The following is a 20,695-nucleotide window of genomic DNA, read 5'->3' as shown; positions in this document are numbered from 1 at the left end:
ATTCGCGGGCGCCGCTCAGGCGCCCTTCACCTTGTCCTGGAACTTGGTGTAGTCGATCACGTTGTCGGGCGACGGGGCCTGGATGGTGACCGGCTTGTCGTAGTCGGTGAAGTCGACCTGGCCCTTGTCGGAGCCGGTGGTCTTCTCCATCCGCACCGGGTAGAACTTGCCCTCAGTGGCGATGTGGAGCAGCGACTCCTCGCCCTTGTCGTCCTTCTGTCGGAGGCTGAACGTCTTCACCCCGTTGACGGTGCCGGCGCTGCCCTTGGTGGGGGTGCTGGAGCCGTCGTCGAGCATCTGGTTGCTCGCGTCGGTGAGCTTGCAGAAGTCGGTCAGGTCCTTCATCTTCGGGTCGTCCTGGAAGCCGGTCAGGTAGCGGCCCTTGAACACCTCGGCGACCGCGTCGCCCTTAGGCCCGCCGAAGGTCTTCCAGAACTGGGCGTCCGGCTTGAGGAAGTACTGCTTGCCGTCGCTGAGGAGCTCGAAGGAGCCCATCCCGGGCAGCGCCATGCTGCCCTGGCACGCGCCCTTCGAGTCCATGACCATGTTGATGGTCATCTCGCCCTCGTCGCTCGCCATCTTGCCGCTGATCCTGAGCGACGTGGCGCCGGCCAGCGCGTCCTTGGCCTTCTTCTCGATCTCCTGGGCGGTCAGCTTGTCCGTGTCGAGCTTCGCCACGGTCGGAGTCGGAGTCGGCGTGGCGGTCGGAGTCGCGGCCGCCGCGGCGGTGGTGGCCGCGGGCGCCGCGGCCTTGTCCGAGTCCTTGTTGTCGCCACAGGCGGCCGTGCCGGCTCCCAGGAGGAGGCAGATCGCGGCGGTGCTCGCCAGGCGCTTCGACAGCATGAGGTCGTTCCTTATCCAGGGAACGGTCCCGCCGCCCCCCACTTGGATGAAATTTTCCTCAGTATGGGGGAGCGGTCTGACAGCAGATCTTGAAAACGGGGTGCCGTTACCGCTTCGTGGCGGGACCGTGCCCTGAGTGTGGCGGGAAAACGAAAGGGCCCGGAGGACGAATCCTCCGGGCCCTTTCGGCTACTGAGTAGCGGGGACAGGATTTGAACCTGCGACCTCTGGGTTATGAGCCCAGCGAGCTACCGAGCTGCTCCACCCCGCGTCGGTGAACACAACAATACGGGGAAGTCGCCGAGATGGGAAATCGGTTCTGCAGGACGGCCCCAACTCACCCTCCGGCGCTGACGTATCACCCTCCGTGCCGATCCGCGCGGCGCCCTCCGGACCGCCCGCCGTGCCGTGCGGCCCGGGCCCTGGCCCAGAGCGCGAAGCCGACCAGGGCCGCGAAGCAGGGCACCATCAGCACCCCGTAGACCACCAGGAACCCGTCCGTCCCCAGGTCGGCGGCGGCGTTCCAGGTGCCGTGCAGCACGATCGCCAGCAGCAGCCCGGCGGGTGCGGCCAGCCGGGCCAGCCAGCGCCGCCCGGTGGTCAGGGCGACGGCCAGGCCGATCCCGGTGAGCGCGGTGAACAGCGGGTGGGCGAACGGGGAGAGCAGGGCGCGCAGGACGAAGGTCTGCACGGTGCTGTCGAAGTCGCGCAGGCTGGGCGGATCGCCCAGGCCGATGCTGTCCAGCCGGTTGCGCTGGTCGGTGGTGAAGGCCCGGCCCAGGTAGAGGGCGTTCTCGGTGAAGGCGAAGCCGCAGGCCGTCATCCCGCCGAGCACCATCCCGGCGGCCAGGGTGCGCGGCCGGGAGCGGCGGTGCGCGGCGCCCGGGGTGCCCGGGGCGGGCGGGGCCGGGCGCAGGTAGGGCAGGGGCCGCAGGTACGGGCGGAGCCGCAGCCGGCCCCGGGCGTGCGGTCCGGCCGGGCGGCGCTGGTACGGGCGGGGGCGCCGGGGCGCGGGCGCCCGGTGCAGCAGCGGTGCGCAGGGGCGGCCGGAGCGGCGGCCGTGGCAGCGCAGCCGCTGGCCGAGCGGCAGCAGCAGCACCAGCAGGGCGGTGGCCTTGGCGCTCTCCTCGATCACCGGGGTGGCGACGCCGGAGCCGAGCAGCCCGCCGAAGGCGTGGTGGTGGGCGGTCAGGTAGTCGGCGGTCCAGTTGTTGGCGAGGATCGCGATCGTGGTGGCCGCGCAGGCGCCCCAGCCGAGGCAGAACACGGTGTGCCGCAGCGGCACCCGGGCGGTCAGGTTGAGCCAGGCCAGGCCACCGAGCACGAAGGGCAGCGGCACCATCGCCAGGCCCAGTCCCACCAGCAGTCCGACGGTGCCGGTCTGCCGCTGGACCAGGTGCAGGATCAGCACCCCGCAGCAGGCCAGGGTCAGGACGGCGGAGGTGGTGACGGAGGAGAGCGCCAGCGAGCGGACGCGGCCCGGGGGCGCCGTGGTCGGGCCGGCCGGGAGCCGACCGGCGACGAGGGCCGTCGGGGCGGCCGGTGCCGCGCCGCCGGGCCGGGACAGCAGCCGGTCGGCCCGGCGCCTCCGCGGCCCCGGGATGGTCCGGGTGACGCCGGTGCGCGGGACCGTACCCGGTGCGTCGGCGGCGGTGCGGGCGGTCGCCCGGGGCCCGCCGCCGGGCGGGCTGCCCATGCGGCTCAGGGTAGGCCACGGCGGCGGCCGGTCGGGACGACTCGGGACGAACCGTTCGTCCCGGCCGCGACCGGCCGGTCAGCCCGGCGCGGCCCGTTCGAACGGCTGCCGGAGGGTCAGCGGCGGCGGAACAGCAGGTCGTGCACCACGTGGCCCTTGGCGATCCCGGCCCGCTCGAACTTGGTGACCGGCCGCCAGTCCGGTCGGGGCGCGTAGCCGGGGACGCTGCCGTCCGGGTGGTCCGCGGGCTCCAGCCAGCCGGTCCCGTCACCCTCGGGGTGCAGGTTCTCCAGCTCGGGAGAGGCGGACAGCACCGTCAGCATCTGCTCCGCGTACGGCTCCCAGTCGGTCGCGCAGTGCACCAGGGCGCCCGGGGCGAGCCGGGGCAGCACCAGGTCGAGGAAGGACGGCTGGACCAGTCGGCGCTTGTGGTGCTTGGGCTTCGGCCACGGGTCGGCGAAGTAGACCCGCAGGCCGTTCAGCGAGGCGTCCGGCAGCATGTCGCGCAGCAGGATGATCGCGTCCCCGGCGGCCAGCCGGACGTTCCGCGAGCCGTCCCGCTCCAGCATGCCGAGCAGGTTGCCGTGGCCGGGGGTGTGCACGTCGGCGGCCAGGATGCCGGTCGACGGGTCGGCGGCGGCCATCGCGGCGGTGGTCTCGCCCATGCCGAAGCCGATCTCCAGGGTGACCGGCAGACCGTCGAACAGCTCAGCGAGGTCGAGCGGGGTGCCGTCGATCGGGACGCCGTACGTCTCCCAGCTCCGGTCCAGGGCGCCCGCCTGGGCGTTGGTCATCCGGCCCCGGCGCGGCTGGAAGCTGCGGATCCGCCGCTCCCGGTGCTGTTCCTCGGTGGCCTTGTGCGGGTACATCGGCGCGGGGTAGGCGGCCGGCGCCGCGGACAGCCGGGCGGACGGCGATTGCTGGGGGATCGGGGCGGTGGAAGTCACAATCAACCGAGTCTACGGGGCCGCGCGGGGCACCCGGAGGGGTGTGTGACGGGGCTCATCCGGGCCGGGGCCGCGCGCTCCGCCGGGCCGGTACGGCGGCGGGCTCAGCCACCGGCCTCCAGGGCGGCCAGGGCCCGGCGGGCCACCTCGCGGCCGATCGGCAGCGAGGCCGTCGCCGCGGGGGAGGGGGCGTTCAGCACGTGCACCGCCCGGCGCGGGGAGCGCGGGTCCGCCGGGTCGAAGCCGGCGAAGGCGAAGTCGTCCAGCAGCGAGCCGTCCCGGGCCACCGCCTGGGCCCGCACCCCGGCCGTGGCCGGCACCAGGTCGGCGGCGGTCACGGCGGGCAGCAGCCGTCGGACGGCGGCGGTGAACGCCCGCTTGGACAGCGAGCGGTGCAACTCGCCGACCTCGTACCGCCAGTGCCGCCGCAGGATCCGCCAGGTGCCGGGGAAGGCGAGGGTCTCGGCCAGGTCGCCCGGGCGGACGGTCCGCCAGTCGTACCCCTCGCGGGCCAGCGCGGGCACCGCGTTCGGGCCGACGTGGACGTCCCCGTGGATGCCCCGGGTGAGGTGCACCCCGAGGAACGGGAAGGCCGGGTCGGGCACCGGGTACACCAGGCCGCGGACCAAGTCCCGCCGGTGCTCGGCCAGTTCGTAGTACTCCCCGCGGAACGGGACGATCCGCACCCCCGGGTCGTCCCCGGCCAGCCGGGCGATCCGGTCGCTGTGCAGCCCGGCGCAGTTCACCAGCACCCCGCAGCGCAGCTCCCCGCCGGAGGTGCCGACCGTCACCCCGTCCCGGCGCCGGGCCACCGCCCGCACCGCCGTGCCGGGCCGCAGTTCGGCGCCCGCCTCCCGGGCCAGCCGGGCGTAGGCCGTGGCGACCGCCGGGAAGTCGCAGATGCCGGTGGTGCCGACGTGCAGCCCGGCCCGCCCGACCACGGCGGGCTCGTACCGGGCGATCCCGGCCCGGTCCAGCTCGGTGACCGGGATGCCGTTCGCCCGCCCGCGTTCGGCCAGCGCCGCCAGCCGGGGCAGTTCGGCGTCCTCGGTCGCCACGATCAGCTTGCCGGTGACCTCGTACGGGAGGCCGTGCTCACGGCAGAACTCGACCATCTCGGCGGCGCCGGCGACCGCGAAGCGGGCCTTGTACGAGCCGGGGCGGTAGTACACGCCGCTGTGGATCACCCCGCTGTTGCGCCCGGTCTGGTGCGCCGCGAAGCCGTTCTCCTTCTCCAGCACCGCCAGCCGCAGCCCGGGCCTGGCCCGGGTCAGGGCGTACGCCGTGGCCAGTCCGACGATCCCGCCGCCGACCACCAGGACATCGAAGTCGTCCGCCACGCTGCGCTCCTCGTCCACCGCCGGGTCGCCGTCGCCGAAGCCGGTACGGGCGGCGTGCGTCGCCCCCCGCCCCGGCTTCCGCCGCAGATGCTGCCACGGCTCCGGGCGGGGGTCGAGACCGCGTGACGGGCGGGGCGGACGTCGCGCGGCGGTCGGCCCGTCAAGGCTCCGCTGCGCGGGTACGCGTCCTTCGTCCGTTCGTCGGTTCGTCCTTCGTCGGTTCGTCCTTCGTCCGGCCGGCCCGGGGCATGCCGAGGTGGGCGGCAGTGTCCTGCCGCCCACCTCGCCCCCCGGGGCATCGGCCGGTCCCCCCGGACCGGCCGTGGTGCGGTGCGCAGAGCCCCCCGACTCCGCGCGCCGCGCCCCCCTCTGTGCGGCCGTGGCGCCGCCGCGCAGAGCCCCCCGGCTCCGCGCGTCGCCGCCGCCCCCCGTCCGGCCGCGTCGTGGTCAGACCTCCCAGGGCCAGCCGGCGTCGGTCCCCGCCTCCAGCAGGGGGATCAGCCGGAAGGCCGCGTCGCTCAGGCCGCCGAAGGTGTGCCGGTTGGCACCGCCGCTCGGGCCGTGGCCCGTGGCGTAGCCGGCCAGGTTCCAGGTGTAGACGGGCACGTGGGCCGGTACGGCGGTGAGCGGATCGCTGCCCCCGTACCCGGCGCCGGGCTGCTCGTCGGTGATGATCACCACCCGGTCGTGGCCCCGGTAGTGGTCCCGGACGGCCTGGGCGGTGTTGGTGCCGCCGAGGTTGGAGAAGCGCCCCAGCACCCGCAGCACCGCCTCCCCGCGGCCGACCTCGACCACCCGGCTGACGCTGCCGAACTCGACCAGGTCCGCCTCGGCCGCCCGCACCTTCAACGCGGTGCCGAAGATCGCCGCCGAGTCCGCCCGGTTGAGCTGGGTCTGCGCGCTGGGCCGGTCGAACATCGAGCCGGAGCGGTCGACCAGGACCAGCGTCCGGCCGGGCAGCTCGGGCACGTTGGCGAGCGAGTGGCCGAGCGCCGTCTCCAGCGCGTGCCCCCACCGCAGCGAGGGCGCGTGCCGGTACGCGGCCAGGTAGCGGAACGGGAACTGGCGCGAGCGCCGCACCTCGCCCCGGTCGGAGACCCGCCGGGCCACCTCGGCCGCGACCGCGTCCGACACCCCCGCCTGATCGAAGTTGCGCAGGTTCCGCACCAGCGCCATCGGGCCCATGGACGGGATGACCGCCTCCCAGACCGCGGCGTCCATCGGACCCTGCAGCCAGCCCGCCAACGCCTCCCAGGTCAGCCCGGCGGCGGCCAGCCGCTCCGCGCCGTCCTCCGCCGTCACGGCCGCCCGGCGCTCCCCGACGGGCAGCGCGAGCAGCTCGCGGTTGGCGGTCAGCATCCGGTCGAGGGCGGGCGGGACGGCCTCCTCCGGCCGGTGCCGGCGGTCCAGCGCGTACTGGAACAGGGCGCCCTGCCAGGGCTTGGCCGGGTCCGGCGCCGGGTGGGTCAGCTCCAGGACGTCGCCGAAGCGGTAGCCCTTGCCCGCGGTGTCGTACTTGAGCAGCGCGCGGGCGTCGTACAGCCGCCGCACCGCGTCCGTGACGCCGCGCTTGAGCGGCTTGGGCAGCGCCCGGCCGTAGCGCGAGGTCCAGTACGCGAGCAGCTCACCGGGCTCGTCGGCCCGCCGCAGCACGGCGTCGACGGCCTGCCGGGAGTGCCCGTGGGCACCGGCGTCCAGCCGGGCCCGGGTGAACTCGGCGGCGCCGACCAGCGCTGCGGTGCGCAGCTGCGCGCCGTACCGCAGCCAGCGCAGCAGCCCGAGGGTCCACTCCGGGTCGCTGACGCCGAGTTCGCGCACCAGCGCGGTGTAGCGGTCGTCGCGGGCGCCGCCGCGCTCGTAGAAGGTGTCCTGTCCGACCATGTTGGCCACGGCGAGGAGGAAGAGTTCGGACTTGGCGTCCCGGGTGAATCCGACGCCGCCGTTGTGGTTGGTGGTGCGCTTCCCGGTCGTGGCCACCGGTGACTTCGGACTGGCCTTGGTCTTGCGGATGTTGAACCTGGACATGCTGCAGCCCCCCTCGGCGTGCTCGGTCGTCAGCGGGAGGGAGGCATGCTGCGGCTGGGGTGCCCGAGATCGTGCCGGTCGTCGAACGACGACCGACGTCGGCTGAGGTATATGCCTTGTGCTCTACCGGATTGAGCTAGCGGCCGCGCTCGCGCACGGCACGCCCGGGATTTGAACCCGGAACCGCAAGATCCGAAGTAACCCCCGCCTGCGCACCGGGCACTCCGAAGCGCAGCTGCCTCCCGAGATCAATGGATTCGGCTGCGGTTTTTGGGTTTGCTTCAACGCACCCCGTTGAAGGGGCACTCCACAGAAGTAACCGCTGCCGGCGCACCGGGAGGTGCGGAATTCTATTCAGGTATGGGTGTCCAGAGTTCAAGGACGGCTGAGGTGACATAGCTGCTCTGCCAACTGAGCTACACCGGCCCGAAGCCGGTGACGGGACTCGAACCCGCGACACGCCCATTAAGAGTGGAAGTAACCTCCGCCTGCGCACCTGGACGAGAGAGAACATATCCAGTCCCCTCCCGCAGGTGCACCCCATTTATCGCCGGGCCCGAACGCCACGCCACTCGGACGTCACGCCGGAGCGACGATCACCGCCCGCGCCCGCTCGGTCAGCTCGCGGACCCGGCGTTCGCCCTGGAAGGGCTCCAGCCGCCGCAGCATCTCCACCACGTACTCCCGGCTGCGCTGCGAGGAGATCCGGCCGGCCACCTCGACGGCGCGCTCGCCGGCGGCGACCGCGGCGTCCAGGTTGCCCGCCTCGGCCTCGGCCATCGCCGAGACCACCAGCCGCAGGCCGTGCGAGCGGACGTAGCCCTCGGTGGGCTTGGCCAGTGCCTCGCGGGTGAACTGCCGGACCTTGGAGGGCACTCCGAGGTCGCGGAAGCACTCGGCGGCGTCGGCGGCCAGCCGGTCGTAGGCGTAGAAGTCGATCCACGCCGGATCGGGGTCCCCGGCGCGTGCTCGTTCGAGTGCGCTCTCCGCCGCGCCGAGCGCCGTCGCGCACGCTGCCGCGTTGCGGGCCTTGGCCTGGGCCCGTGCCTCCACCAGGTGGAAGAAGCTCATGGTCCGGGCGGTGGCCAGGCTGCGGTTGCGCTCCAGCGCGGCCTGGGCGAGGTCGACGGCCTCCTCGGCGAAGCCCCGGTAGCCGGCCTGGAGGCTCATCGAGGCCAGCACGTAGCCGCCGAGCGGCACGTCGGCGGCGGCCCGGGCGAGCCGCAGGGCCTGGATGTAGTACCGCTGGGCGGCCTCGTGCTGGCCGGTGTCGAAGGCCATCCACCCGGCCAGCCTGGTCAGTTCGGCGGTCGCGCCGAACAGCGCCCGGCCGACCGCGTCGCTGTACGAGGCCAGCAGCAGCGGCGCCGCCTCCACCCGCAGGCACTCCGGCACCATCGACGAACGCCAGTCCCCGCCGCCGTACTTGGAGTCCCAGCGGCGGGCCTCCTGGGCGGCCTCGCGGAGCTTGACCGCGTCCGAGTGGCCGACCCGGTACGAGGAGTTCTCGCTGGGGGAGCGCGGCACGTCGCGGGCCACCGAGCCGTCCGCCGGGTTGATCAGCCAGCGGGAGACGGGCGTTGCGTACGCGGCGACCGAGAAGGTGCCGGCCAGGCTGTCGCTCCAGCGGCCGCCGCCGGGCCCGCGGCGCAGGTCGAGGTCGACCCGGAACAGGTCGGTGGCCGAGCGCACCGCGTCGGCCACCTCGCGCGGGAAGGCCAGGCCGAGTTCGGGCGCCGGGTCGGTGTCGCCCAGGCCGATCTCCTCCAGCGGGACGGGCCGGCCGAGCTTGCCGCCGATCGCGGTGGCGATCAGGTGCGGGACGGGCCCCTGCGGGACCATGCCCTTGCTGACCCAGCGCGCGACCGAGGTCTTGTCGTACCGCAGCGTCAAACCGCGTTGCGCGCCAAGGTCGTTGACCCTTCGGGCCAGTCCGGCGTTGCTGATCTGGGCGAGGGTCAGGAGCGTGCCGAGCCGTTCGTTCGGTCCTCGTGGGCTGACGGTCATGGTGGCGGCGGCACCTCCTGCGGCCTTGTGCGCGGGGCCCGGGCGGCACCGGGCCGTAGCTGCTGTACCTAGAGTAGTCGGACGCGTTCCGACGGTTAAGAGGCCGCATTCCGGATGGCGGGATCGCGCACCCGGCGGCGCGGCGCCGGGCCGCCGCGGGGGTTGGTCCGGACCACCCGGAGCGGTTCGGCCGCGCCGTGCGCCGGAGCGTCGTGCTCCGGTCCCGTGTTCATGTGCGCCCGGCCGTGCCCCCTGGCCCTACCGGCTGCTCGGCGATTCGCTGGTGGTCGTGGGTCGGCCCGCCGTCGAGGACCCGGCGGGCCGGGGGACGCCGCCGCCTCAATCCCCGCGGGTGGCGGCGAAGTCCGGGAGGGCATGCGGATGCCCTCCCGGGCGGGGCGACGCCTTTCGGCCATCTCGCGATGCCCATGTCAAGGGCGTGCGCCCGGGCGGTCCGGGCCGGGGAGGGGGAGGCCCGGCCCGCCCGAATCCACCCCCCGACCCCGCCCCCGTCGCCGTCCTCGCCGCCTCCCCGCGCCCGGGCCCCGTCGCCTTCCCGCGCCCGACACCCGCGCCGGGCCCGTCGAAACGGAAGCGGAACCGACAACACCGGCCCCGGCAGCGCCCGGTGGTGGCACGATGTCTCCAGACGGCGCGCCGGAACGCGGGCACGCCCGGACGCGCCCACGGGCCGCCCCCGGCACCCACCCGGCCGCCCGCCCGGCGCCGGACGCGCCGCGCGAGTGCAGGTCCTCGTCCGGTGGAGGCGCGATGCGGTGGCTGACGGGCTGGAGCACGGGCACGCCCCGGCCGGGCGCGCCGGTGCACGAGGCCCTCGCCACGGTCGCCCCGATCGCCGCCCGCCCCCTGTGGACCGGCCCCAACCCGCTCTGGGCCGTGGGCGACTGGCGGCCCGAGGAGATCCGCCTGGTCACCCTCCGCCCCGGCGCCCGCCCCGTCGTCAGCACCGGCCCCACCACCCCCGACCCGGTCGAGGACACCCCCGCCACCACCCGGCTCGCCGTCCTCGGCCACTGCGGCGCCACCGACGCCGAACTCGCCGCCGGCCTCGCCGCCGCCCGCGGCGGCGCCGTCCGCCACCTCACCGCCTGGCCCGGCAGCTACACCGTCGTGCTGCGCACCGGCGCCCGCTCCACCCTGCTGCTCACCGACCTCGCCGGCGCCCAGCCGGTCTTCCACACCCCCTGGGCCGGCGGCACCGCGTACGCCACCGCCGCCCTCCCGCTCGCCGACCTGGTCGGCGCCGCGCTGGACACCGGCCACCTCGCCGCCCGGCTCGCCTGCCCGGAGTCCCCGGAGGCGCTCGGCACCGGCACGCCGTACCTGGGCGTCCAGCGGGTGCCGCCCGGCCACGTGCTCGCCGTCCGCGGCGGCCGCCCGTACCTCGACGCCTACGACGAGCCGCCCGGCGCCGAACAGCCCCGCGACGAGGCCCCCGCCATCCGCGAACTCACCCGCGCCCTGCTGGAGTCCGTCCGCTCCCGGGTCCGCACCCCCGCCCCGGCCACCGACCCGGCCGGGCGCGCCCGGCTCGGCGTCGACCTCTCGTACGGGACGGCCTCCGCCACCGTGGCCCTGCTCGCGGCCGCCGTGCCGCTGCCGCCGGTGCCGGCTGGTGCTCCGGGTGCGTCGACGGGGCCGACCGCGACCGGCGGCCGGAGTGCCGCCGGGGCCAGGAGCGGCGCGGTCAAGGGCTCCTGGGCCCGGGAGGCCGCCCAGGGCCCGTCCACCCCCGAGCAGTTGGCCGCCGTCACGCTCGGCGAGACCGAAGCGCCCACCAGCCTCGCGCTCGCCCCCGACACCCCGCGGCTGCGGCACACCGTGCTCGACCCCGGCCCCGACACCCTCCCGTACGCCGTCCTGCGCACCGACCCGCAGTCCGGCCCGCTCACCGACGAGCCCGGCCCCGAACTCGTCGCCGCCGCCCGGGCCGGAGCCCGCTTCGACGCCGGCGGCACCGACCACCTCACCGGCTACGGCGCCCGCCAGGTCCTGGACGGCCACCCGGCCCGGCTCGCCGACCTGATCCGGGCCGGCCGGCCCCGCGAACTGCTGCCCCCGGTCGCCGCCCTGGCCGGTGTCGACCGGGCCGCCGCGGGCGTGCTGACCGGCGCGCTGCGCACCCCGCTCACCGTGGTCCGGGCCGCCCACCGGCTCTCCCGGGTCCGCTACGCCGAGGCACTGGACGAGGCCGCCGCCAAGCTGACCGCCCGGCACGTCCCCGACGGCGGCGGCACCGCGGGCGACCGCTCGGCCGTCGACCTCGCCTGGTGCGTCCCCGGCCCGGCCGCCCGCTGGCTCTCCGACGAGGCGCTCTCCTCGGTCGCCCTCCGACTGCGGCTGGCGGCGCGCCGACCGGCGCCCGAGGAACACCCGGGCGCGCACCGGGCCCGGCACGCCCTCTACCGCCAGGCACGCTCCTACCGCACGCTCCTGCACGCCGCCGAACGGCCCGGCCAGCGGCTGCACGCGCCCTTCCTCGACAACCAGGTGGTCCGCGCCGCCAGGCTGCTCCCCGACGATGTCCGCCTCCAGCCCGGCGCCCGGCACGCCCTCCTGCACGCCGTCCTCACCGGCGCCGGCCGCACCGACCTGCCCCCCGACTGGGGCCGCGGCCCCCGCCCCGACCGCACCGCCCCCACCCGGGCCGGCCTGCGCCTCGCCGCCGACGGGCTCGCCGAGCTCTTCGACGCCCCCCTGCTCGCCGAGGCCGGCCTCATCGACCTCCCCGCCGTCCGCGCCGGCCTGGCCCACTCCACCGACCCCGCCACCCCGCTCTCCCCGGCCGCCCTGGCCGGCCTGGCCGACCTCGTCTCCACCGAACTCTGGCTCCGCCGCCTCCGCGCCCGCCGCCACGGCGCCTGCTGGACCGGGCTCCCCCGCCCCCAACCCCCGGCCCTCACCCCCTGACCCCACAGCCGCCGGGCCGCCCCGCTCGTCCTGCCCCGCTCCCGTCCCGCTCCCGCCCCGCGCGCAGGAAGTCGGCCGCTCCGACTTCCTGCGCCCAGCCCCCGGCCCGCCCGAATCCACCCCCCGACCCCGCCCCGCCCCGCCCGGCGCGGCGTCGCCGGGCGGGGCAGGGGCCGGGCGGGATGATGGCGTGGTTCTGTGTCCGCGGTGAGGAGCGTGTGCGGTGGGCGGTGTGGGCCCGGGGCGGGAGGTTCCCGTGGTGCTGTCGGTGCTGGGGCGGCCGCCGACGGGCAGGCCGCCCGGGGTGCTGGCGGCCTGCGACGGGTCGGACGGTTCGCTGTGGGCCCTGGACCGGGCGATGACGGAGGCGGAGCTGTTCGGGCTTCCGCTGTACGTGCTGGCCGTGGTGAACCCGGCGCCGGCCGGCTACCCGCCGGGCATGGCGGAGCTGGTGCAGGAGAGCGTGGAGACGCTGGTCGAGAGCATGGCGGACGGGCTGCGCCGGGCGGTGGGGACGGTGCTGCGGCAGCGGGTCCGGCCGTACGAGGGGGAGCTGTCGCTGCACGTGGTGCTGGGCAACGTGATCGAGGTGCTGCTGGAGGCGTCGACCCGGCAGCACACGCTGGTGGTGGGGACCCGCGGCAACGGCGGGTTCGTCCGGCTGCTGCTGGGTTCGGTGAGCTCGGCGGCGGTGCACCACGCGGCCTGCCCGGTCCTGGTGGTCCCCGCGCCGGCCGAGGGCTGACCGTATCGCCGGGGCGCGATCGAGCGACCCCGGGGCCTTCCGGCGCGGTGTCGGGAATGTACCGAGATGGTTCATCGTTCACCTATCTCGTACATCCGCCACGAGACGCCCCTTGGAGCCCCCCGAACATGAAGGTCGAGATCTGGTCCGACATCGCCTGCCCCTGGTGCTACATCGGCAAGCGCCGCTTCGAGCAGGCCCTGGCGGACTTCCCGGGCAAGGAGGCCGTCGAGGTCGTCTACCGCCCGTACCAGCTGGTCCCCGACGCCCCGGCGACGGCGAGCCCGCACCGCGCCTGGCTGGCCGAGCGCTACGGCCCGCAGTCCGTCGCGATGGACGCGCGGGTGGCCGAGCTGGGCCTGGCCGAGGGCATCACGTACGACTTCGACGCGGCCCTGCACGCCAACACCTTCCTGGGCCACCGCCTGCTGCACCTCGCCGAGGCCGAGTACGGCGCCGAGGTGCAGGGCCGGCTCAAGGAGGCGCTGCTCAAGGCGCACTTCACCGACGGCGTGGACGTCGGCGACCGCGCCGCGCTGGCCGACGTGGCCGTCGCGGCGGGCCTGGACCGCGCGCGGGTGACGGCCTACCTGGCGGGCGAGGAGGGCACCGCCGAGGTCCGGGCGCAGCTGGCCGAGGCCCGTGAGCTGGGCATCACCGCCGTGCCGACCTTCGTGTTCGAGGGCAAGTGGGCGGTCCAGGGCGGGCAGGACGCCGAGACCTTCCGCAAGGTGCTGGAGCAGGTCGCCGCCGAGATCGGCGAGCGCCGTCCGGTACCGGTGCAGGTCGCCCCGGCCGGTGAGGCCTGCGCGGACGGTTCCTGCGCGGTCTGACGCCCGGCAGCCGAGTGACGAGGGGCCCGGGGCCCGTTCCGAGCAACCAGCCGGAACGGGCCCCGGGCCCCTTCACCGTCACCTCTCAGGCCGTCACGTGCACCGGAACCGGGCCTGTGCCCAGTCCGCGACGTTCAGCGCCGACCAGATCCCGCTCGCCGGCGTGACCACCAGCCGGATCGACTTCTGCCCGGCCAGCGGCACGTGCACCGGCACCGCGTCGTCCCCGGCGGCGAGGATCCGGGAGCGCCACAGGGTGCCGCCGTCGCCCGACTGGACGGTGAAGACCACCCCGCCGGGGCTGAGCGTGGCGTCGTCCACCCCGGCGACCGCGTCGAAGGACGTGCAGCCGCGGTTGAGGTCGATCAGCGTGGTGGCCGGCGCGTGCACGGTGATGGCGTGCCGGTGGTACTCGCCGCCGATCCAGCCGCCGTCGTGCTGCCAGAACCGGTCGCTGCCCTGCTGCCGGATGCTCGGCCCCTCGGGCGGAATCCGGTGGTGGCCGGGCTTGACCACGGGCAGCGAGTCGCCCCAGTAGTCGCTGGGCGCGGGCGGGGTGGGTCTGGGCGGGGTGGGTGTGGCGACGGTCGGTTCGGGCACCGGCGGGAGGGTCGGCGTCGGGACGACGGGGACCTCGGGCGTCGGCACCGGTGGGAGGGTCGGCACCGGGACGGCGGGTGGTGCGGGGGTGACCGCGGGTGGCTCGCTGCGCGGTGCCCGGGTGGTCGCCGGCGCCTGGCTCGCCCTGGCGCTGGGCTTGGGGCCGGGGCTGGGGGCGGCGCTCGGACTGGTCGCGGGCGGCTCCGGGGCGGCGCTGTCGGGGGCCGGGACGGGCGGTGCGGACGCGGGGGGCACCGGGGCCGGGGACGCCGGGGCGGGGGCGACCGGCGCGCTGCTGGCGGGCGGGGCGGCGGCCGGGGGCGTCGGCTCGGGGGAGCCGGTCAGCGCGTACGCGGCCACGGCGGCGGCCGCGACCGCCACGGCGGCGGCGATCCCGGCCTTGGCGGCGGTGCCGAGGCCCTCGCCGGCCAGGGCACCCGCGCCGGCCCCGCTGCCGCCGGACGCGCCGGAGGCACCGGCGGCGCCGGCCGCCCCCGCGGTTCCCGCGGACGTGCCCGAGGAGCCGGCCGCCGCGGCCGCCGTGCCCGCGGCGGCCGCACCGCCGACGGCGGCGGCCCCGCCCAGGGCGGCCGCGGCGGCGCTGAACCCGCCGACCCCGACCCAGACCAGCACGCCGCCGGGCAGCAGCGCGCGCAGGCCGGTGTTGATCTCGGCGAGTTCGAGGCAGGCCGCCGTGCAGCGGTCGCACTCCTTGAGGTGCCGTCCGACCTCGGCCGAGGCCCGCTTGCGCAGTGAGCCGCGGGCGTACGCGCCGAGCCGGTTGGCGTAGGCCTCGCAGCTGCCGGCCTGGCTGCCGGAGACGTGGGCCTGGAGGAAGGCGGCGGCCAGTCGGTCGCGGGCCCGGTGGGCCTGGACGGCGGTGGCGTTGGCGGTCTTGCCGAGCATCACGGCGACGGTCTTGGGCGATTCCTGCTCGACCTCGGTGTGCCAGAGCACCATCCGGTCGTCCTCGGGCAGTTCGGCGTAGGCCTGCATGACCATCCGCTGGTCGGCCATCGCCATCGCCCAGGCGTCGGCGCCGGGGTCGGCCAGGTCGTAGTCGACCACGGCGGCCGAGGTCTGGGCGAACACGCCGAAGTCGTCGACGAGTTGTTCCCGCCGTTCGCTGCGGGTCCAGGCGGCGGCGACGTTGCGCACGGCGGTCAGCAGGTAGGCGCGGACGGCGAACTCGGGCCCCTTGCCCGCCTTGAGCGCCTGCAGGGTGCGGGCGAAGACCTCGCCGGCGAGGTCCTCGGCGGTGAAGCTGTCCCGGCAGCAGGTGCGGGCGTAGCGGCGCACCGAGTCGGCGTGCCGGAGGTAGATCTCCTCGTAGGCGCGGTCGTCGCCGGCCCGGACCCGGGCGGTCAACTCGGCGTCGGAGGGCGGGCGGTCGCCGTCGACCGGGTCGGCGGGGGCCGGGACGGTGGGCCGGGCGCCGGGCCGGGCGGTCCGCCCGTCGCCGACGAAGGCCTCGGGGGCGACGCGGCCGCGGCCGGCGGGGGCCTGGCCGGGCACCCGGCCGGGCGGCAGCGCGGCGGCGGAGGCGGACAGCGTCTCGCGGCTGGGCATCCCGGCCTGGTCGGGGACGTGTCCGGGGCTCGAACCGGGGGTCGGGCCCGAACCGGCTGCGGCGCCGGGTACTTGGGCGGCCCCGGTGCCGCCGGGGCCCGCGGCGGACCCTTCGGCCGCGCTACCGGAGTAGCCCCCGAAGTCGAGGCCGTACCCGTAGTCGTTCTGTTCCTCGGCGCTCACAACGGACCCCAGATTCCACGACAGCCCCCGTAGTGTGGCAGGGCGCGCGGGAGTGCGTAGGCGCACGGTTCCCCGGCGTACGGCGCCGACGGCGCGCGAAGGGCGCGCATCGGGACATTGGCTCCAACCACGGGCAAAGGATGGCATAGCGCAGGGACGGGCGGTAGCCGGACCGGCCGGTACCCACTCTTCCGAGGGGCCCTCGCGCCGTGTTCGCCCAGCGTGTTGCGCGGGGTCGCACGATGGCCGCACCCGGCGCGCGTGCCCTGTCCGCGCGCCGGTGTCCCGCGCAACTCCCGTCCGAGTCCCGTCCGATTCCTGTCCGGGTCCCGTCCAACTCCCGGGCCCGTCGGGTGCGTCGACCGTGCCTGGACCGACGCCCGTACCGACGCGACCGGCACCGCCCCGTGCCCCGGGGCGGTCCGAGCCGGGGTCAGCGGGCCCGCAGACCGTCCAACAGGAGCTGCAGCAGCCGGTCCGACGGCCCCGGAGCCGACTGACCGTCGGGCTGCGGACCGGTCGCCGTGAAACCGGCCGACGGCGGCGCCGTGACCGAGGGCCGCGCCGCGTGCACCGGTACCGACGCGGTCAGCACCAGCACCACGTCCGACACCGTGACGCCCGGCCGCAGTTCGCCCGCCGCACCGGCCCGCGCCACCAGGGCGGCCAGCAGTTGCAGCAGCAGCCGCGGATCGGCGTCCGCCGCCGAGGGTTCGACCGGCGCCCCGGAGTGCGACTCCTCGCCGCGCAGGTCGAAGCGCACGGCAGCCGGCGCCTCCGGAGCCCGCTGCTCGGGCACCCGGCCCAGCTCCTCCGCGTACCGGAACGCCTCCGGCGGCAGCAGCCGCCCCGCCCCGGTGCCGACCGCCCGGGCCAGGTAGCCGGCCAGTGCCTCCCAGGCGCCGTCGCCGCCGTACAGCGACTCCCGCGCCTGCGCGGTCAGCCAGGCCACCTCCTCGGCGGCGATCCGCTGGACCAGCACCTCCTTGCTCGGGAACCGCCGGTAGACCGTGCCGACCCCGACCCCGGCCCGGCGCGCCACTTCCTCCATCGGAGCGCCGTAGCCGAACTCGCCGAACACCTCCCGGGCCGCGCGCAGCACGCTCTCCAGGTTCCGCCGCGCGTCGACCCGGAGCCGGGCCCCGGGTACCGGCGCGGTGGCCTGCGGGGGCTCCGTCCGGTACGGGACCGCCGCGTACGACATCCCGCCCGGTGGCAGGTCCACCGGGCCGCGCTGCTCCGGGACCATGCCCTGTCCGGCGTGCGGTGTGCTCGCCCGCCCCAATGCCTGCTTCTGTTCCATCATCCCAACTCTCCCCCGCAGGCGTCCGAAACCGGACCCTGTCGTCGCCCGCCCCTGCACCCCCCGGTGCAGCTCAGCTCGTCAGAAGTGACCAGATGACCCATTGCTCGTGCCGCCCGTCGCGTTCCGGTGACCACGGTCGTGCCGCCGGACCGCATCGGCGTCCGGCTCGGCGCGTCGGCACCGACCGGGGCCTCGTCCGGGAACTACCCTTCCCCGGATGACTCTCCCCCAGTCGGGATCTCGCGCCAACGCTGGAACTGGCCGTAGTGGCCGCTCCACGGTGCGTCGCCGCCGGTTGTCATGGCGGTGGCCGCTCCGGCACACAATCCGACCATAGTTCACGGCTCTTCGAAGCCGAAAGTGCGTCAGAAAGTCGCCCGGGAAGCACAACTGGCCACGCCCGTCACTTCCGTCGCAACCAGCCCCGTACGGACTGTGGACAAGACCACCCCCGACGGTCCTTCATAGGGGGGCGTGATGGGGGGACACCCCCGGCCGCGAGGCCGGGACGAATCGTCACACCGGCAGGAGGTGCACCATCAGGATCCTGATCGTCGGCGGCGGCTGCGCCGGGATGGCCACCGCACTCCACCTCCAGCGCGTCCTGCGGGAACAGCTGCGGCGCCGCGAGGTGGAGATCACCGTGGTCGAGCCCCAGGCGTACTCCACCTACCACCCGCTGCTGGCCGAGGTCGCGGCCGGTTCGATCGATCCCCGGCACGTGGTCGTCCCGCTGCGCCGGGCCCTGCCGCACTGCCGGGTGGTGACCGCCCGGATCACCCGCGTCGAACACGCCGCCCGGCGCGCCCTGGCCGACGCCGCGAGCCCCGGCGAGACCCCGGCGCCGCTCGAACTCCCTTACGACGTCCTGGTGGTGGCCCCGGGGTCGGTCTCCCGCACCGCTCCGGTGCCGGGCCTGGCCGAGCACGGGCTCGGCTTCTCCACCGTCGGCGAGGCGGTGCACCTGCGCAACCACGTGCTGGAGCAGCTCGACCTCGCCTCCGCCACCCGCGACCCGGCCCTGCAGCAGTCCGCGCTCACCTTCGTCTTCGTCGGCGCCGGCTACGCGGGCGTCGGCGCGCTGGCCGAGCTGGAGGACATGGCCCGCACCGCCGTGCGGAGCTACCACAACGTCCGCGCCGAGGACCTGCGCTGGGTCCTGGTCGAGTCCGGCGACCGGATCCTCGCCGAGGAGTCCGCCGACCTCGCCGAGCACACCCTCGGCCAGCTGCGCGAACGCGGTGTCGACGTCCGCCTGCGCACCACCCTGGAGTCCGCCGCCGACGGGGTCGCCACGCTCTCCGACGGCAGCCGCTTCGGCGCCCGCACCCTGGTCTGGACGGCGGGCGTCCGGCCTTCGCCGCTGCTGCGCGACACCGACCTGCCGCTGGACACGGCCGGCCGGGTCCGCTGCCTGGCCACCCTCCAGGCCGTCGGCCCGGACGGGCGGGCACTGCCCGGGGTCTGGGCGGCCGGCGACTGCGCCGCCGTACCCGACCCGAACGCGGACGGCGCACCCTGCGCGCCCAACGCCCAGCACGCCTTCGCCCAGGCCGAGCTGCTCGCCCGCAACATCGCGGTCGCGCTGGCGGGTGGACCGCACGCGCCGGGCCTCGTCGAGTACCGCCCCGGGCCGGCCGCCTGTTCCACCTCGCTGGGGCTGCACCGGGCCGTCGCCCACACCCGGCGCGGCGGCCGGCTCACCGGACGGCGGGCGTGGTGGCTGCACCGGGCCCGGCACCTGCGGCGGCTGCCGAGCGCGGAGCGACGGGTCCGGGTGCTGATGGACTGGGTGCTCGGCGGGGTGTTCTCCCGCGAGGTGGTCTCGCTGGGGGCGATGGAGAACCCGCGTTCGGCCTTCGAGGGCGGTTTCGATTCCGGGCCGGAGCGGCCGTCCGGTGCCGGGCCGGACGCCCCCCGATGAGTGACCCCGCCGCCAGGGGTCCGGAGCCGAACCGACGGCCACGCCGGGCGCGCGACTTCCGGAACCGGGCCTCCGCCTGACAGGATCAGCCCGAACTGGTCATTACCCCATGTGATGCTGTGCACACAAAAAGTGATGATATGCCTGGAAAACGAGGAAGCGGCCGTCGTTTGAACCTCATGCGCTGGAGCGCCCGGCTCACCGGAGTCCCCTGGCGTGCCGCCCCGTCCAACGGGGCCGGCACCGACGAGGGCACGCCCTCCACCGACGGCATCGTCGTCCCCGGCCCCCGGGACCCCACCAGCCCCGCCGCCACCGCCGAACTCCTCGACCCCCTCAAACCGCAGAACCTGCGCGAGGTGCTCAACCGCATCCCCGCCCCGGTCGCCGTCACCTACGGCCCGCTCCACCAGCTCGGCTACGCCAACCGGGCCTACCGCGAACTCTTCGGCGAACGCCCCACCGGCCTGCCCGCGGGGGAGGCCCTCCCCGAACTCGGCACCATGGGCGTCCTGCCCCTGATGGACCAGGTCATCCGCGGCGGCCGCCCCCGGAGCGTCAAGGCGCGCTGCATCCTCGGGCTCACCGGCAACCGCTACTACAACGTCTCCTGCGTCCCGCTCGGCCCGGGCGACACCGGCGACACCCCCGCCGAGGGCCCGCCCGCCGGCGTCCTGATCTTCGCGGCAGAGGTCACCGACCAGGTGCTCGCCGCCGCCCGCCTGCGCGAAGCCGAACGCCGCCAGCGCGAGGCCGCCGTCACCCTCCAGCGCAGCCTGCTCCCGCAGAAGCTCGACCAGCCCGCCGACCTGCGGGTCGCCGCCACCTACCAGCCGGGCGGCGCCGAGGCCGCGGTCGGCGGCGACTGGTACGACGTCATCGCCATCGACGGCGGTCGCACGGCACTCGTCATCGGCGACGTCATGGGCCGGGGCCTGCGGGCCGCCGCCGTGATGGGCCAGCTCCGCACCGCCGTACGCGCCTACGCCCGCCTCGACCTCCCCCCGCACGAGGTGATGCGCCTGCTCGACGGCCTCGCCATGGAGATCGACGCCAACCAGATCGCCACCTGCACCTACGCCGTCTGGGACCCGAGCCGCCGCACCCTCTCCTACGCGTCGGCCGGCCACCTCCCCATGCTGCTGCGCTGCCCCGACGGCACCATCCTGCGCAGCGAGGAGCAGAACGGCCCCCCGCTCGGCACCGGGGACGGCCTGCACGTCTCCCACACCCTGCGCCTGCTCCCCGGCACCACCGGCGTCCTCTATACGGACGGACTGGTCGAGCGCCGCGACGAGGACATCGACCAGGGCCTCGACCTGCTGGCCCGCACCCTCACCGGCGCGGTCGGCGCCCCCGAGGTGATCTGCGCCCGGCTCCTCCGGGCGATGGGCGTGACCTCGGAGCACGACGACGACGTCGCCGTCCTGGCCTTCCAGCTGCCGGCGGACGAGGGCAGGGAGGGCGCCGAGGGCGGCACCGCGGGCGGCACCGAAAATTCGCTTGCCGTGCTTGACTCGGCCACTCCAGAGGTCTAGTGTTCTTCGAGCTGCCTGTCATGGAGCACCGGACACGCATCTGCGCGGACGGCCCCGCGGCAGCCAATCCCTTGAAACACCACTTCCGGTTCGTGCCGGTCGTTTCGCTTTTTCGCGTCTCGGCTCGGTGCTTATTCGGCGTGCGCTGTTTATCGGATTGCGGCCGGATTCGCTTTTCGGAGCGGGGATCGGCTAGAGTTTGAAACGT

Annotated in this window: 12 protein-coding genes, 2 tRNA genes and 1 pseudogene; 5 read left to right on the top strand and 10 right to left on the bottom strand. The window is 75.6% G+C overall.

Annotated features, from left to right (window positions below; all coding sequences use genetic code 11):
- Window positions 1-15: 15 nt before the first annotated feature.
- The 8 genes from ACFY2K_RS33430 to ACFY2K_RS33395 all read right to left on the bottom strand — a co-directional run bounded on the left by ACFY2K_RS33430 (window position 16) and on the right by ACFY2K_RS33395 (window position 8,858).
- Complete coding sequence (locus tag ACFY2K_RS33430) at window positions 16-843, bottom strand: hypothetical protein (RefSeq protein WP_380530229.1); 828 nt, start codon at window positions 841-843, stop codon at window positions 16-18.
- 197 nt (window positions 844-1,040) lie between these two features.
- Window positions 1,041-1,114: transfer RNA gene (locus tag ACFY2K_RS33425), tRNA-Met, on the bottom strand.
- A gap of 87 nt (window positions 1,115-1,201) precedes the next feature.
- Entirely contained in the window at window positions 1,202-2,539 is a 1,338-nt protein-coding gene (locus tag ACFY2K_RS33420; RefSeq protein WP_380644757.1) for a PrsW family intramembrane metalloprotease, read from the bottom strand.
- 116 nt (window positions 2,540-2,655) lie between these two features.
- Window positions 2,656-3,486 (bottom strand): tRNA (guanosine(46)-N7)-methyltransferase TrmB, encoded by an 831-nt coding sequence (gene trmB, locus ACFY2K_RS33415; protein ID WP_380530235.1) that lies wholly within the window; start codon window positions 3,484-3,486, stop codon window positions 2,656-2,658.
- A gap of 104 nt (window positions 3,487-3,590) precedes the next feature.
- A complete protein-coding gene (lhgO, locus tag ACFY2K_RS33410) occupies window positions 3,591-4,826 on the bottom strand; it encodes an L-2-hydroxyglutarate oxidase (RefSeq protein WP_380530238.1) in 1,236 nt (411 codons plus the stop codon).
- Between the two features lie 447 nt (window positions 4,827-5,273).
- Entirely contained in the window at window positions 5,274-6,851 is a 1,578-nt protein-coding gene (locus tag ACFY2K_RS33405; RefSeq protein ID WP_387716406.1) for a TROVE domain-containing protein, read from the bottom strand.
- A 430-nt stretch (window positions 6,852-7,281) separates the two neighbouring features.
- Window positions 7,282-7,343 (bottom strand) — tRNA-Ser (locus ACFY2K_RS33400).
- An 87-nt stretch (window positions 7,344-7,430) separates the two neighbouring features.
- On the bottom strand, window positions 7,431-8,858 hold the full coding sequence (locus ACFY2K_RS33395) for an MFS transporter (protein WP_375892924.1): 1,428 nt from the start codon (window positions 8,856-8,858) through the stop codon (window positions 7,431-7,433).
- Between the two features lie 771 nt (window positions 8,859-9,629).
- On the opposite strand from ACFY2K_RS33395, the gene ACFY2K_RS33390 reads away from it, so the two are divergent.
- The 3 genes from ACFY2K_RS33390 to ACFY2K_RS33380 all read left to right on the top strand — a co-directional run bounded on the left by ACFY2K_RS33390 (window position 9,630) and on the right by ACFY2K_RS33380 (window position 13,367).
- Window positions 9,630-11,789, top strand: coding sequence for an asparagine synthase-related protein (locus ACFY2K_RS33390; RefSeq protein WP_387716404.1), 2,160 nt, complete (start codon window positions 9,630-9,632; stop codon window positions 11,787-11,789).
- A 223-nt stretch (window positions 11,790-12,012) separates the two neighbouring features.
- The gene (locus ACFY2K_RS33385) at window positions 12,013-12,534 is read left to right on the top strand and encodes a universal stress protein (protein ID WP_375892927.1); all 522 of its coding nucleotides are present in this window, start codon (window positions 12,013-12,015) and stop codon (window positions 12,532-12,534) included.
- Between the two features lie 128 nt (window positions 12,535-12,662).
- Window positions 12,663-13,367 (top strand): DsbA family oxidoreductase, encoded by a 705-nt coding sequence (locus ACFY2K_RS33380; RefSeq protein WP_375892929.1) that lies wholly within the window; start codon window positions 12,663-12,665, stop codon window positions 13,365-13,367.
- 93 nt (window positions 13,368-13,460) lie between these two features.
- Here the strand turns inward: ACFY2K_RS33380 and ACFY2K_RS33375 are convergent, their stop codons facing one another.
- Together ACFY2K_RS33375 and ACFY2K_RS33370 are read right to left on the bottom strand one after the other, a co-directional pair.
- Window positions 13,461-15,719 carry a sigma-70 family RNA polymerase sigma factor gene (locus ACFY2K_RS33375; RefSeq protein WP_387716402.1) on the bottom strand — a complete coding sequence of 753 codons (2,259 nt, stop codon included), beginning with the start codon at window positions 15,717-15,719 and terminating at the stop codon, window positions 13,461-13,463.
- Window positions 15,720-16,152: 433 nt separating this feature from the next.
- Entirely contained in the window at window positions 16,153-17,025 is an 873-nt protein-coding gene (locus ACFY2K_RS33370) for a TetR/AcrR family transcriptional regulator (RefSeq protein ID WP_380645047.1), read from the bottom strand.
- 538 nt (window positions 17,026-17,563) lie between these two features.
- Here ACFY2K_RS33370 and ACFY2K_RS33365 point away from each other — a divergent pair.
- Together ACFY2K_RS33365 and ACFY2K_RS33360 are read left to right on the top strand one after the other, a co-directional pair.
- Complete coding sequence (locus ACFY2K_RS33365) at window positions 17,564-18,949, top strand: NAD(P)/FAD-dependent oxidoreductase (protein ID WP_380595283.1); 1,386 nt, start codon at window positions 17,564-17,566, stop codon at window positions 18,947-18,949.
- 170 nt (window positions 18,950-19,119) lie between these two features.
- Window positions 19,120-20,406, top strand: a pseudogene (locus ACFY2K_RS33360) (SpoIIE family protein phosphatase); the annotation flags it as partial.
- Window positions 20,407-20,695: the final 289 nt, after the last annotated feature.

It is taken from the genome of Kitasatospora sp. NPDC001309, from assembly GCF_042896295.1.
Lineage (GTDB): Bacteria > Actinomycetota > Actinomycetes > Streptomycetales > Streptomycetaceae > Kitasatospora.
Note: the sequence above shows the minus strand (reverse complement) of the source record. Positions and strands in the feature narration are given on the sequence as shown.

Bases quoted from the DNA above. Each gene is read 5' to 3' on its own strand.
- ACFY2K_RS33430 (WP_380530229.1), bottom strand. From the start codon at position 843: ATGCTGTCGAAGCGCCTGGCGAGCACCGCCGCGATCTGCCTCCTCCTG.
- ACFY2K_RS33405 (WP_387716406.1), bottom strand. From the start codon at position 6,851: ATGTCCAGGTTCAACATCCGCAAGACCAAGGCCAGTCCGAAGTCACCG.
- ACFY2K_RS33370 (WP_380645047.1), bottom strand. From the start codon at position 17,025: ATGATGGAACAGAAGCAGGCATTGGGGCGGGCGAGCACACCGCACGCC.
- ACFY2K_RS33395 (WP_375892924.1), bottom strand. From the start codon at position 8,858: ATGACCGTCAGCCCACGAGGACCGAACGAACGGCTCGGCACGCTCCTG.
- ACFY2K_RS33420 (WP_380644757.1), bottom strand. From the start codon at position 2,539: ATGGGCAGCCCGCCCGGCGGCGGGCCCCGGGCGACCGCCCGCACCGCC.
- ACFY2K_RS33380 (WP_375892929.1), top strand. From the start codon at position 12,663: ATGAAGGTCGAGATCTGGTCCGACATCGCCTGCCCCTGGTGCTACATC.
- ACFY2K_RS33390 (WP_387716404.1), top strand. From the start codon at position 9,630: ATGCGGTGGCTGACGGGCTGGAGCACGGGCACGCCCCGGCCGGGCGCG.